The sequence below is a fragment of the Pseudodesulfovibrio hydrargyri genome (assembly GCF_001874525.1).
GTDB lineage: Bacteria > Desulfobacterota > Desulfovibrionia > Desulfovibrionales > Desulfovibrionaceae > Pseudodesulfovibrio > Pseudodesulfovibrio hydrargyri.
Window position 1 is genome coordinate 858061 of the sequence record NZ_LKAQ01000001.1, and the last position, 12523, is coordinate 870583.

Here is a 12523-nt window from a genome sequence, read left to right on the forward strand (position 1 = left end):
CGGCTAGGCTATGGCCTTTGCACCGGTTTCGGCGGTTCTGACGCGGACGGCGTCACCCACGGGCAGGACAAAGATCTTGCCGTCGCCCGGCTTGCCGGTCTTGTTGGCGGCGATGACGGCTTCGACGACGTCTTCCACCATGTCATCGGGGACCACTACCGTTACCATGCGCTTGGGATAGAGCTTGCCCTTCTCGCCGAGCACCGCGGCGGCTTCCTCGTAGCCGCTCTCAGCGCCTTCGACGACGGCCGAGTTGACGAACCCCTTGCCGCGGCCTTCCGCTGCGTGGGCGAAGAAGGCGTCCACGCCGGCTTCGCTCAGGGCGGCCTTGGTCTGGTTCATCATGTTCATGCGCACGACTGCGATGACTTCCTTCATTACGCGGCCTCCTCGCTGGCTGCGGCGGTCTCGTTCACGCCGGAGCTGATGGTGTAGACGTCCTCCACGTCGGAAACGAAGATCTTGCCGTCGCCGAACGCGCCCTTGGTGCCGGAGCGGGCGGAGTCCATGATGGTGTTGATCACGAAGTCCTTGTCGGCGGCGTTGACAACGCACATGAGCATGGTCTTGGGGATCTCGTCGTAGGTGACCTCGCCGATCTTGATGCCGCGCTGCTTGCCGCGACCGGCCACGGAATACTTGGTGACGGCGGGGAAGCCGTTGTCCATCAGAGCGGCCAGAACGGTGTCCGCTTTCTCGGGCCGCACAATTGCTCGTACCATGATCATCATTTTGCTCTCTCCTATCTCTTCTTAATTAAAGGACTTTGATTGTTTTCAGGTCCCGATTTCGCCGTATTTTCGGGCCGGTCCTCCCCTGTAGGCACGGAATTCTTTCGAATTCCGCGCCTGCCGGGGCCGCCGACCGGGCGAAATGTCGGGGGAGAACTAGGCGGCTTCCATGATGCCGTAGTCCATGAGCAGCTGTTCCAGGTCTTCGATCTCGAGCGGGGTCGGGATGGTGAACATCTCGTTCTCGTCGATGGCCTTGGCCAGGCCGCGGTACTCATTGGCCTGAGGCACGGAGCCGTCCCATTCGATGACCGTCTTGCGGTTGATCTCGGCGCGCTGCACGTCGTTGTCGCGGGGCACGAAGTAGATCATCTGGGTGCCCAGCTTGGCGGCCAGCTCGGTGATCAGGTCGGCCTCGCGGTCGGTGTTGCGGGAGTTGCAGATCAGGCCGCCCAGGCGGACGCCGCCGGATTCCGCGTACTTCATGATGCCCTTGCAGATGTTGTTGGCCGCGTACATGGCCATCATCTCGCCGGAGCAGACGATGTAAATCTCCTGGGCCTTGCCGTCGCGGATGGGCATGGCGAAGCCGCCGCAGACAACGTCGCCGAGGACGTCGTAGAAGGCGTAGTCCAGACCCTCGGATTCCTCGTAGGCACCCAGCGACTCGAGCATGTTGATGGAAGTGATGATGCCGCGGCCGGCACAACCGACACCGGGCTCCGGACCGCCGGACTCAACACACCAGGTGCCGCCGAAACCGGGCTTGCGGATATCCTCGAGTTCCACGTCCTCGCCTTCTTCGCGAAGGGTGTCGAGCACGGACTTCTGCGCCAGGCCGCCGAGCAGGAGACGGGTGGAGTCGGCCTTGGGGTCGCAACCGACGACCATGACCTTGCGGCCCATCTCAGCCAGGCCGGCAACAGTGTTCTGCGTGGTGGTGGACTTTCCGATTCCGCCCTTTCCGTAAATTGCTACTTTCCTCATGATTTCTCCTCCATGGGTTTGTTTGCGTCGATGAAGCCCTTAAGGCAAACGCCGTGCCAAACTGCCTACACAGTGTTAACAATCTGTTTTTAAAGGAGAAATATAGTTTCCTACAGCGGTGTAGCTTCCTACAAAAAGTGTAGGTTCACACCAAACACGCAGACACAAGTGTTGTAGCCTACAAAAACGTAGGCAAATCCCTATCTTTTACGTCAATAATTTTCACTTATAATATCAACTGGATAGCTATAAATTGAGAATTGGCACCCTTCCTGCTCATAGAGAGTCAGCATCACCCGCAACAATAATAAGAGGACAAACCACATGTTGATCGACACCACACTCAGAGAAGGCGCGCAGCTCTTCGGGGCCTACTTCTCCATGGAGGCGCGGGAGAGAATCGTGTCCGGCCTCCTTGCCATAGGAGTGGACGAGATCGAGTTGGGCTGGGTGGGACAGGAAGGGCTGGACGAGCTCATACGGAGGATAGGCAAGCGGCGCAACGGTACCGCCCTGTCCGTCTGGTCGCCCTGCCGGGAGGCGGACATCCGCAAGGCCGCGGGCCTTAAGATAGACCGCATCAACATCGGCGTGCCCGTATCCGACCTGCACATCGAAAACCGACTCGGGACGGACCGCGAGGGGCTCCTGGAACGTCTGGCCCGAACCGTTCTCGCGGCCGGGCTCCTGGGCCTGGAATACGTGTCCGTCGGCCTGGAGGACATCTCCAGGGCCGACCAGGACTTCGCCCTCAAGGCGGCCGGGCTGACGCAGGACGTGGGCGCGTCCCGCGTGCGCCTGTCCGACTCCCTGGGGCTGCTGACCCCGCCCGGCACTGCGGCCCTGATCACGGCCTTCAAGAAGGAACTGAACATCGACCTGGCCGTGCACTGTCACGACGACTTCGGCATGGCCACGGGCAACGCGGTCACCGCGCTGTCCGCCGGCGCGGACTACGCCGACGTCAGCCTGCTCGGCATCGGCGAACGGTCCGGCATCGCGGCCACCGAGGAGCTGGCCGCCTACCTGACACTCAAGGAGAAAAGCCATGCGTACAAAGTTGAAGACCTTCGCGACCTCTGCCATTTCGTTTCTCAAGCTGCCGGGGTGCCGATTCCCCGAACCAAGGCGATCGCGGGCAAGGACATTTTCGCTTGCGAGTCCGGCCTTCACGCGCACGCCCTCAGCAAGTCGCCTGAGCTTTTCGAACCCTTCGACCCCGGCCGCATCGGTGCGAACCGGATGGTCGCTGTTGGCGGAAAAAGTGGGCGAGCGGCGATCGCCAGCGCCCTTGCGGACCACGGCCTCGACCTTCCGGAACAGGGCCTTCCGGCCCTTGTCGACGAAGTAAGGAAGCTGGCCTGGGAGCTGGAACGCCCCCTGACCGACAGCGAACTCTCGAAACTGGTCAAAAACTAGGAGGGACCGTGTTCAAGAAAGTCCTGTACATCTGTCTTTGGCTCTGCGTCCTGTCCGGCGCGGCCTCCACGGCCACGCCCCCGGACGCGGCCCCGACGATTACGGCGGCCCAGGCCACCCTCAACCCCTAGGTACGGTATGGATTTCACGGCGCTGACGATCACCGGCAAGCTGGCCCTGGCGGTCACTCCCCTGCTGTTGTGCCTGTGCATGCCCCTGGCCTACTGGCTGGCCGTGTCGCGCATGCCGGGCAAGCGGTACGCGGAGGCGGCCTGCAACCTGCCCATGGTCCTGCCGCCCACGGTCCTGGGCTTCGGCCTGCTCATGGTCATGAGCCCGAGCTCGCCCCTGGGCGCGGCCTGGGAATCGCTGTTCGGCTTTGCCCTGCCCTTTTCCTTTTCCGGGCTGGTCATCGGCTCCCTGGTCTACAGCCTGCCCTTCGGGGTGCTGCCCATGCGCGCGGCCTTCGAGAAGATCGACCCCGGCATCGTCGAGGCGGCCCGCTGCTCGGGCATGACCCACGCCCAGGCCTTTTGGCACGTCATCCTGCCCAACGCCAAGGGCGGACTCACGGCCTCGGCCGCGCTGATCTTCGCGCACACCGTGGGCGAGTTCGGCGTGGCCCTGATGCTCGGCGGGTCCATCCCGGGCCGAACCAAGGTCGCCTCCATCGCCATCTTCGAGCACACCGAGTCCCTGGAATACGGCCAGGCCGGCCTGCTCTCCCTGGCCCTGCTGCTCGTCAGCTACGCGACATTGCTCTTCATCGGACGCCACGGCCTGGCCGGACGCCCCGCACCCTCAAGGATTCCGGACGGCAGCCACCCCCGGCGCCGACCCGCCTTCCAAGACTCCAAGAGAGGTTATCATGCAGACCATATCCACGCAGTACGGTGAATTGATTCCCCAACACACGTCCGACGATTTGCGCAAACGGGAGATCCTGCCCGTGGAATACCACGGGTCGGGCGGGCTCAAGTCCGTGCCCCTGGAGACCCAGACGGTCATCGCCACCCCGGCGGGCGAGATTCCGGCCGAACTGATCTCCTTTCACGAGAACGGGGCCATCAACCGCATCTTTCCCCTGAACGGCAAGCTGTCGGGCTATTGGAGCCAGGACGACGAGGCCGCACTGTCCAAGCCGGTCACCCTGACCACGCCCATCGGTCTGATCCGGGTCAAGGTCCTGAGCGTCAGCTTCTACGACGACCGCAGCCTGCGCAGCCTGACCCTGTGGCCGGGCGAGACCCTGTCGGTGCCCACCCCGGCCGGGCCCATCGAGGCGCGCATCGGGGTCAGCTTCACCCGGGACGGCAAGGTCCGCTCCCTGGAGCCGGCCAAACCCACCTCCGTACCCACCCGAGCGGGCGAGATGACAGCCTACGACCCGGACGCCGTGGGCGTGAACGGGGACGCCAATTCGCTGATGTTTGATGAGGAAGGAAAGGTCTGCCGGGTGATAACCACCCTGACCAAGCTGACCGTGATCCACCCGGACGGGCACACCCACTGCCACGTGCCGGAGACCCGGGAGAGCCTGTGCAGCGAGGCGGAACAGGAAGTGGTGCCCATGACCGTAACCTTCACCAAGGACACGGTCAGCGTATCCACCGACCCGGACGCAACACCCATGACCCTGCCCAGGGAGGGACACGTCTTCTTCGCCGAATCCCACCTGCCGCAGCTGGCCAACCCCTTCGTGGAGCTGCACTGCTCGGTCTAGGCGCGGCCTATTCCAGCCCCTGCCGCATCATGTACCGGAAGATGGTCTCCACGAACTTGCCGGAGACCACGTCCGGCAGGGCGAAGCGCGGCATGTCGCCGGACGCCATGGAACCGGTGTAGGCGAACCATATTTCCGCCGAGATCTTGTTCAGCGCCGGGTTGATCATGGTCCCCCACATGCCTCCGGCGTCCTGCCGGTCCAGGCCGAAGGCGCGGCACTGGATGGGCCGGTGCTCGAAGAGCAGGCACTTGTCGTTCTCGAGCAGGGGGCAGACGGCCCCGGCCTCGGACAGGCAGTATTCCCCTTCCCCGCCTCCGGCCAGATCGCTGGCCGCCTTGCGTTCGGCCTGGGCCGTGGCCACGGCCCGCTCGATGACCTTGAGGCGCTCCTCGCCGGACAGCTTCTGGTTGATGCGGTGGGAGATGTACACGGCCTCGGCCAGGGTCAGGGAAACCGGGGTGGTGCAGCACTGGCTGTGGTCCAGGCCGCAGGCCAGCCCTTCGGTGGCCTGGCCGCTCTCGTCCACCCGCGCGACCAGCTCCGAATAATCGTTGAAGAACGGCGACAGGTCCACCAGCCGCTTGAACTCCAGGGACGGCTCGCGCACGGTCAGCTGGCCGGACTGCTTGCCGTATTTGCGGATGGTCCGCCACTGAACGAAATTGGCGGGCTTGCTCTTGAGCTTCTTGAGCGCCTTGCCCGCCAGCTTGTGGCCCAGGCCGCGCCGCAGCAGATAGGCATTGAGCACCGTGCCGGTCCGGCCGATGCCGTGGCGGCAGTGGATGAGCACCTTCTTGCCCAGGTAGATGGCCTCGTCCAGCCAGGCCAGGGTCTTTTCCAGTTCGATCAGGCCCGGGGCCTCCTCGTCCTCGAGCGGCAGATAGTGGACCTCGAAGCCCGCGTCCTTCTCGATGTCGTGCAGGTCGCAGAACTCGCCGCACAGGTTGAGGATGGCGTCAACGCCCTGGGCGCGGATGGCCTCCAGCTGCGGGTAGCTCATGGGCGCGCTGCCCACGCCGAGCTGGTCCGTGACCCAGGTGACCTTGTAGGCGGCGGTCTTGTCAGCCATCGCGCGACTCCGCGTCGTTGATGAACCGCTCGACCTCGGCCGCGACCTGCTCCTCGTCGTCCATGCGCATGTCCATGAGCCGGGTCACGGCCATGAGGTAGCCCAACCGCATGAGCAGCCGCCGGATGTCGTTCTCGGGCAGCCGGGCGCACTTGGCGTCGATCATGTCGCCGCGCGTGGCCGTCTCGAACCCGTAGTGCTCCAGGACCCGGCGGATGAACTCCAGGCGGAGCAGGCGCTGGTCAAATCCGGCCCCGCCGCCCTTGAAGCGGAAATTGATGTAGTTGGCCCCCTGCTCGGGCCCGCAGATGGCGTCCACCACCGAGAAGTGGTAGCCGAAGCGGACCATCAGGTGCAGGTAGTCCTCGGAGATCAGTCCGTAGCTGGCCAGCAGCTTGGAATCGAAGCTGAAGATGCCGCCCGAGACCTTGTCGAACTCCTCCCAGTCCATGGCCGTCAGCCGCGAGGGCCACTGGACCCGGTCGTCGGCCAGTCCGTACCACAGGGCCCACATGGGTCGGCACTTGATGTCCTGGGGCGAAACCGTCTTGCCTTCGCCCGCGTTGGCGAAAAAGCCGCCGCCCAGGTCCAGGACGTACATGACCAGGGGCAGGCTGGTCTCCAGCCGCTTGGCCGTGTGCATGCCCCGCCCCTTCTTGTCCATGACCGCGAACATCTCGTTCACGGACTTCTCGTGGCAGAAGCGGATCACGTCGTGCAGGGACTTGCAGCCCATGGGGGTGAAGTCCTCGCTCTGGGGGTCGGTCAGGTTCAGGCGCACGGTCAGGGGCGCGACCTTGGCGTACTGCTCGACAACCCGCGCCGAGACCTGCTGCCCTTCCCGGGCCCGGGTCATGATCTCCTCCACGCAGCCGTCGTAAACGGCCCCGTGCGTGCCGTCCACAGTGACCAGCCTCCCCTGGGCGAGCTGGTCGCCCACGTCGCCGACCACCACGGGCACGCCCGATTCGCGGGCCACGGAGGCGAAGTGGCTGGCCCGGCTGCCGGTGGCCGCGATGACTCCGTTCATCTTGCCGATGAAGGTCAGAAGCGACGGCTTGAGGCTCGGGGTGACGACCACGGCCCCCTCGGGAATCTGGGCGATGCGCTCGCCCGTGGAGGCGAAATACACCTTGCCGCAGCCCGCGCCGGTGGAAGCGCGTTCCAGCCCCTCGGCGATGGGCCGGACGGCCATGGGCAGGGGCTCCGGCGCGGCCAGGGCCTCCTCGCGCTCCTCCTGAAGAGGCCGGGTCTGGAGGATATACAGTTTGCCGGTAACATCCTCTGCCCACTCGATGTCCTGGGGCCGCCCGAAGGCCTCCTCCAAGCGCATGGCCAGCTGACCGAGCCGGACCAGGGATTCCTCGGAGGGCAGTCCGCCCACGTCCGGGGTGCAGTCCGCGTCCAGGCGCGGGGTCGTCTCGCGGGTCAGCACGGCCTTGTCCGGGGAGGTGGAGCCGTCCACCAGCCCGTGGCCAAGGCCGCGCACGCCGTACACGCCCATGGCCTCGCGTCCCCGGCAGTCCGGGTCGCGGGTGTAGAGCACGCCCGCGGTGTCCGCGTCCACCATGGGGATGACCAGCACGGCCATGGCCGTCTCGCTGTCGGTCAGCCCGTTGGAGATGCGGTAGGCCACGGCGCGCGGGCAGTACTTGCCCGCCAGGACCCGCTTGTACGCCTCGAGCACGTCGTTGGGCTGGACGTTCAGCTCCGAGGCGTACTGCCCGGCGAAGGATATCTCGCCGTCCTCGGCCAAGGCGCTGGAGCGGACCGCGATGAGGTCGTCGCCCTCGATGATCTCGGACACGCCGTAGCGGATGCCCCGGGCGATCTCCTCCGGCACGTCGGCGGCCAGGATAAGCTCCTGCATCTCGGCGGTCAGCCGGGCCAGCAGGTCGCGGTCGCCCACGACCATCTGGCGCAGCCGCTTTTCGATCTCCTCGCCCAGGCCGTTGAAGTCGATGAAGTAGTTGAAGGCGTTGGCCGTGACCACGAAGCCGGGCGGCACCGGAATGCCGTCCAGGGCCTTGGCCCGGCCCAGGTTGGACGCCTTGCCGCCCGCCAGCCTCGGCAGGGCACCGGCCTCCTCCAGGGAGAGGATGTACGGCGGGCCCACCTCGGGCTGTTCGAGCTCCAGCGCCATGTGCACGTAGAAGTCGATCTTGCGGAAGTACTCGGGCAGATCCATGTACCGGGTCGGGTTCATCTCCACCAGCTGCCCGGCCATGGTGGACACGGCCGAGGACAGCCGGTTGGTCATCCAGAGCGCGCGCTGGCGGTCGGCCAGCCGCTTGCCGTAGAACATCTCCTCCAGGTCGGCGACCAGTTCCAGGGCCACGGCGTCGTGGGCCAGCAGGGACTTGAACGCCTCGTACTTGCGCCGAAGCAGGGTGCCCGGCGCGAATACCTGATAGGTCCAGTGCCTGAAGAGCTGTTTGAGATACATGGATCGTCCTTGGCTTTTCTATGTGGTTCGCTGCCCGCGGGCCTTTGCCCTTCCCTATTCCCCGCCGTCGAGGACCTCGGCCACCTTGGCCTCCAGCTCCTCCTTGTTGATGGGCTTGACGCAGTATTCCTGGGCCCCGAGCCTGAGCGACTCGCGGGCGGTCTCCAGGGTGGGATAGCCGGTCAGCATGATCGCCTTCATCTCCGGGTTGACCTTCTTGAGTTCCTCGAGGGCCTCCACGCCGGTCATCTTCTTGAGCTTGATGTCCAGGATGGCCAGGTCGATCCTCTTCCCGGCCGCGTGCTTCAGGGCGTCTTCCTCCTCGGTGAAGTTCCACACCTTGTGCCCCTTGCGCTCCAGGATGCGCTTGACCAGCATCCCGGCGTCGCTGATGTCGTCGAGTACCAATATATTCGCCATGATCTACTCCTTTTCGGGTTCCCCGCCGTCGGCCTGATGGTCCAGGGGGAGGTTCACTTCAAAGACCGTTCCGCCGCCCTCGGCTCCCTTCCTGGCGTCCGGGAACCCGAAATCGTCCGGGACCGGGCTCACGGCGCGGATGTCGCCGCCGTGGTCCTCGATAATCCCGAAGGAGACGGACAGCCCCAGGCCGGTGCCTTTGTCCACGGCCTTGGTGCTGTAGAACGGATCGAAAATCTTCTTGAGCGCGTCCTCGGCGATGCCCGAGCCGTTGTCGGCCACCCACAGGGAGACGATGCCCACCGGGGTGTCCAGCCGGGTGCGGATGAGAATGGTCCCGCCCTGGCCGGCCATGGCGTCGCGCGCGTTGGTCAGCAGGTTGATCCAGACCTGCTTGAGCTTCTCGGGGTCGCCGTAGATGATCGGGTAGCGGTCGTCGAGCTGGGTGATGATCTCCACCTGGTCGAGCTCCAGGGTGTGGCGCACCAGGGAGACCGCCTCCATGACCGAGTTGTTGAAGCACATCTCGCGCTTGGCCGACTGGGTCTGGCGGGAGAAGCCGAGCAGGTCGGCCACGATCTTCTTGCAGACCTGGGTCTGCTTCTCGATGATGGCCAGGTCCTGGTGGATCTGGCTGCCCGCATCCACGTCCTCCTGGAGCAGCTGGGCGTAGCCCAGGATGATGCCCAGCGGGGTGTTGATCTCATGGGCCACGCCGCCGGCCAGAAGTCCCAGAGACTCCATCTTCTGGGCCTGGATGAGCTGGTTCTCGTAGCGCTTGATGTCCGATATGTCACGGTCGGTCCGCAGCAGCCCGTCGATGCGCCCCTCGTCGTTGAAGACCGGCACGCAGACCACGTGGAACCAGTGCTCGCCCCCGCCCGTCTCGACCATCAGCTGGGTGTCCAGCCTACGCCCGGACTGGAGGATGTCGCGGGCGGCCATGTGCCGTTCCTCGGCCTCGGCCTCGGGGAAGAGGTCAAAATCGGTCTTGCCCTCGATCTCGGCCAGGGACATGCCCACGGACTCGGCGAAGCTCTTGTTGCAGCCCCGGTAGCGCATGGTCGAGTCCACCAGGGAGACACGGTCCGGGGAGACGTCCAGGATGGTCCGGGTCAGCCGTTGCTGGTCGCGCAGGTTGCGCTCGGCGTCGCGCAGCTCCTCGATGTGGCTCTTGAGCGACAGGGCCATGACGTCGAAGGTCTCGGCCAGGTCCTGGATCTCGTCGCCCGCGTTCTCGCGGTAGACCACGCACCGGCGGCAGGACTCCAGGCGGCACTGGAAATTGCCCTCGTTGTTGCAGTCCGGGCACATGGTCCCGGCGATGTACCAGCACCGCCGCCGGGTCTCCCCGTAGGCCGGACACTGGGTGGTCCCGCACTCCTGCTTCTCCCAGCAGTGGATGCCCCAGGTGGGGCCCGAGGTGATGTCCAGGTTGCCGGTCAACATCTCCTCGGCATGGGAGCGCAGCCGCCCCAGGCGCGCGGTGACGCGCCGGGCGAAGACCGTGCCCAGCGACGTGGCCAGGATCAGCGCCCCGGTGAACAGCCCGGCCATGAGGGTCAGCTGGCGCTGCACGGCCATCTGGATGCGCGCCTGGGACAGGCCGATGCGCACGGTCCCGAGCCGCCCCTCCGAGACCAGGATAGGGGCCGCGAAGTCGTAGATGCGCCGCGAGCCGTCGGCCAGAAGCTGGATGCGCAGGGACTCGCCCGAGGCGGCCCGGTTGGCGTCGATGAGGTCCACCGGGAATCCTTTCTGGAAGGTGTGGACCAGGACGAAGCCGTTCCTGTCCTGGATGAAGGCGTAGATCACGTCCTCCACCGTGGACTGCTCGTCGACCATGTTCTTGAGCCGCAGGAAGTCGCGGGCGAGCATGGGGTCCACGGCGCGCACGGACAATCCCTCGGCCAGGGCCGAGCCGCGCTTCTTGCTCTCCTCCACCAGGGAGTTGGCGCTCATGGTCCCGACCAGGGGCAGCAGGAGCACGGCCATGCCCACCAGGATGGCGGACATGCCCAGGTTGAGCTTGGTGCGGAACTTGAGGCGGGGAAATATGCGCATGAACGGCTACCGGTCCAGGTTCAATTTCTCGGCCAGCTCCCTGACCGGGTCGTAGTCGAGGTCGCGGGCCGGGATGATGCCCTTCATGCCCGCCGCGCTCAGAATGGCCCGGTGCTCGGGGGTGTCCACGTCCAGGGCGAACATGGCCTGGGCCACGGCCTCCACCACTGCCGGATCGAGCCCTTTGCGGGCCGCGTACACCCAGCCGGGATAGGTGCGGGTCTCGGCCAGGACGCGGATGGAACCGAGGTCGATCTTGTTTTTGACCACGTCCAGGGTGCCCTTGCGGATGGTCCCGATGTCGTACACGCCCGCGTGCACGGCCAGGACGACCTTTTCCTGCTTGCCGCCCGGACCGGGAGCGAAGTCCACGGTCTCGAAGTCGGATAGATGAATGCCGTGGTCGTAAAACAGCCCCAGGGGGAAGAGGTAGCCGCCGGCCGAGTTGGGGTCCACCGCGATCCAGCGCTTGCCCCGGCAGTCACCGATGGAATTGACGGCCGCGTTGTCCGCGCGGGCGATGATCTGTCCCCGGAAGTTGGGCTCGCCCGAGGGCTCGATGACCCGGGCGAAGGCCTGGGCCCCGGCCTTGGCCAGGCGCACGTAGACGAACGGATTGGAATAGGAGATGTCGATCTCCCCGCGCTCGACCATCTTGACGTGCTCCTCGAAGGTGTCGGGGAATATCTGTCGGATGGGCAGGCCGGTGGCCTTGCGCAGGTATTCAACCAGCCTGCGGTGGCGCTGGTAGGAGATGGTGTGGGAATACTGCGGCAGGTAGGCGTAGGTGATGGCCTCGTCCATGCGCGGGGCCACCAGGTCCTCGCGCTTGGACAGGTCCACCTTGACCGGCTTCTCGTCCGAGCACCCGGACGCGAAGGCCACGGGCAGAAGGAGCGCGAGCAGGGCCGCCCAGGTCGTCATTCGGATTCTCATCATGGTCATCATCGGATCAGCAGTTCCCGGCGCCGTGCGCCGCGTTTCGGACATGCCCTGAAACAGTACAGAAATTCAGGCCGCATTCCAACAAGTCTTATCCCTTGGCAACTCGCCGCCAAGTCAGTATGAAGGGGACCAGCACACGGGCGTGCCCAAGCAAGGAGATTCCCATGACGACGATTTTCAAGATCCCCATGAGCAAGACCGTGCTCACCTTTTTCCTCCTGGTCGTGGCCGTTGTCGCCGCGGCCGTGGCCTGGAGCTTCAACTCCGGCCTGACCTGGACCGGCATCTGCCTCATCGCCGTGGCCGGACCGCTTTCCCTGTTCTACTGGTACATGCTCTACATCACGCCCAAGCGGGCCTCGGTCACGGTGGCGGACGAGGGCATCCTCCTGGCCGCCCCGCCGTTCGCATCGGCGGTCATCCCGTGGGCCTCGGTGGTCAAGACCTTCCGCGTGGACCTGAAAAAGGATGCGGACTTCCACTTCACCAAGACCAAGAAGTACATGACCTTCGGCGCCTACCGGTCCGGCATGGTCGAGATCAAGGACGGCCGCGAGGCGGTCGTGGTCACCAACCGCGAGGACGTGCTCTGCGTCCAGACCGAGGAACGGTATTACCTGATCGGCCCCTCGGACCTCCCCGGCTTTCTGGAGGCCGTGGAGAAGGGTGCTCCCTAGACCGGCCCGGCCGGACATATCAAAGAACAAAGCCGCCCC

13 protein-coding genes are annotated in these 12523 nt (G+C 65.2%); 5 read left to right on the forward strand and 8 right to left on the reverse strand.

The features are described from left to right. Window positions 1-3: 3 nt before the first annotated feature. The 3 genes from BerOc1_RS03875 to nifH form a co-directional block, all read right to left on the reverse strand. Window positions 4-378, reverse strand: a complete 375-nt coding sequence (locus tag BerOc1_RS03875; protein ID WP_071544380.1) for a P-II family nitrogen regulator — start codon at window positions 376-378, stop codon at window positions 4-6. Continuing rightward, window positions 378-731 carry a P-II family nitrogen regulator gene (locus BerOc1_RS03880; RefSeq protein ID WP_071544381.1) on the reverse strand — a complete coding sequence of 118 codons (354 nt, stop codon included), beginning with the start codon at window positions 729-731 and terminating at the stop codon, window positions 378-380. The genes BerOc1_RS03875 and BerOc1_RS03880 overlap by 1 nt, the downstream gene beginning before the upstream one ends. A 156-nt stretch (window positions 732-887) precedes the next feature. After that, window positions 888-1718 (reverse strand): nitrogenase iron protein, encoded by an 831-nt coding sequence (nifH, locus tag BerOc1_RS03885; RefSeq protein ID WP_071544382.1) that lies wholly within the window; start codon window positions 1716-1718, stop codon window positions 888-890. Window positions 1719-2042: 324 nt separating this feature from the next. Between nifH and BerOc1_RS03890 the strand changes: the two genes are divergently transcribed. Genes BerOc1_RS03890 through BerOc1_RS03900 form a run of 4 tightly spaced genes read left to right on the forward strand, consistent with a single transcriptional unit; the run spans window position 2043 to window position 4860 of the window. Next, entirely contained in the window at window positions 2043-3137 is a 1095-nt protein-coding gene (locus BerOc1_RS03890; RefSeq protein ID WP_071544383.1) for a LeuA family protein, read from the forward strand. Window positions 3138-3145: 8 nt separating this feature from the next. After that, the gene (locus BerOc1_RS19405) at window positions 3146-3268 is read left to right on the forward strand and encodes a hypothetical protein (RefSeq protein WP_278248038.1); all 123 of its coding nucleotides are present in this window, start codon (window positions 3146-3148) and stop codon (window positions 3266-3268) included. 7 nt (window positions 3269-3275) lie between these two features. Then, complete coding sequence (modB, locus tag BerOc1_RS03895) at window positions 3276-4034, forward strand: molybdate ABC transporter permease subunit (RefSeq protein WP_071544384.1); 759 nt, start codon at window positions 3276-3278, stop codon at window positions 4032-4034. After that, window positions 4006-4860, forward strand: coding sequence for a hypothetical protein (locus BerOc1_RS03900; protein ID WP_071544385.1), 855 nt, complete (start codon window positions 4006-4008; stop codon window positions 4858-4860). Before modB ends, BerOc1_RS03900 begins: the two co-directional genes overlap by 29 nt. 7 nt (window positions 4861-4867) lie before the next feature. On the opposite strand, the gene BerOc1_RS03905 is transcribed toward BerOc1_RS03900, so the two are convergent. From BerOc1_RS03905 to BerOc1_RS03925, 5 genes are read right to left on the reverse strand one after another with little or no spacing between them, the layout of a single operon-like run. Further along, entirely contained in the window at window positions 4868-5932 is a 1065-nt protein-coding gene (locus BerOc1_RS03905) for a dual specificity protein phosphatase family protein (protein WP_071544386.1), read from the reverse strand. Further along, the gene (locus BerOc1_RS03910; RefSeq protein WP_071544387.1) at window positions 5925-8378 is read right to left on the reverse strand and encodes a PEP/pyruvate-binding domain-containing protein; all 2454 of its coding nucleotides are present in this window, start codon (window positions 8376-8378) and stop codon (window positions 5925-5927) included. Before BerOc1_RS03910 ends, BerOc1_RS03905 begins: the two co-directional genes overlap by 8 nt. Before the next feature lie 54 nt (window positions 8379-8432). Beyond that, window positions 8433-8798 carry a response regulator gene (locus BerOc1_RS03915; protein ID WP_071544388.1) on the reverse strand — a complete coding sequence of 122 codons (366 nt, stop codon included), beginning with the start codon at window positions 8796-8798 and terminating at the stop codon, window positions 8433-8435. Between the two features lie 3 nt (window positions 8799-8801). Then, window positions 8802-10862, reverse strand: coding sequence for an ATP-binding protein (locus BerOc1_RS03920; protein WP_084641045.1), 2061 nt, complete (start codon window positions 10860-10862; stop codon window positions 8802-8804). Between the two features lie 6 nt (window positions 10863-10868). Further along, the gene (locus BerOc1_RS03925) at window positions 10869-11807 is read right to left on the reverse strand and encodes a phosphate/phosphite/phosphonate ABC transporter substrate-binding protein (protein ID WP_129586476.1); all 939 of its coding nucleotides are present in this window, start codon (window positions 11805-11807) and stop codon (window positions 10869-10871) included. A gap of 164 nt (window positions 11808-11971) precedes the next feature. On the opposite strand from BerOc1_RS03925, the gene BerOc1_RS03930 reads away from it, so the two are divergent. Further along, window positions 11972-12484, forward strand: a complete 513-nt coding sequence (locus BerOc1_RS03930; protein ID WP_071544390.1) for a PH domain-containing protein — start codon at window positions 11972-11974, stop codon at window positions 12482-12484. Window positions 12485-12523 lie beyond the last annotated feature (39 nt).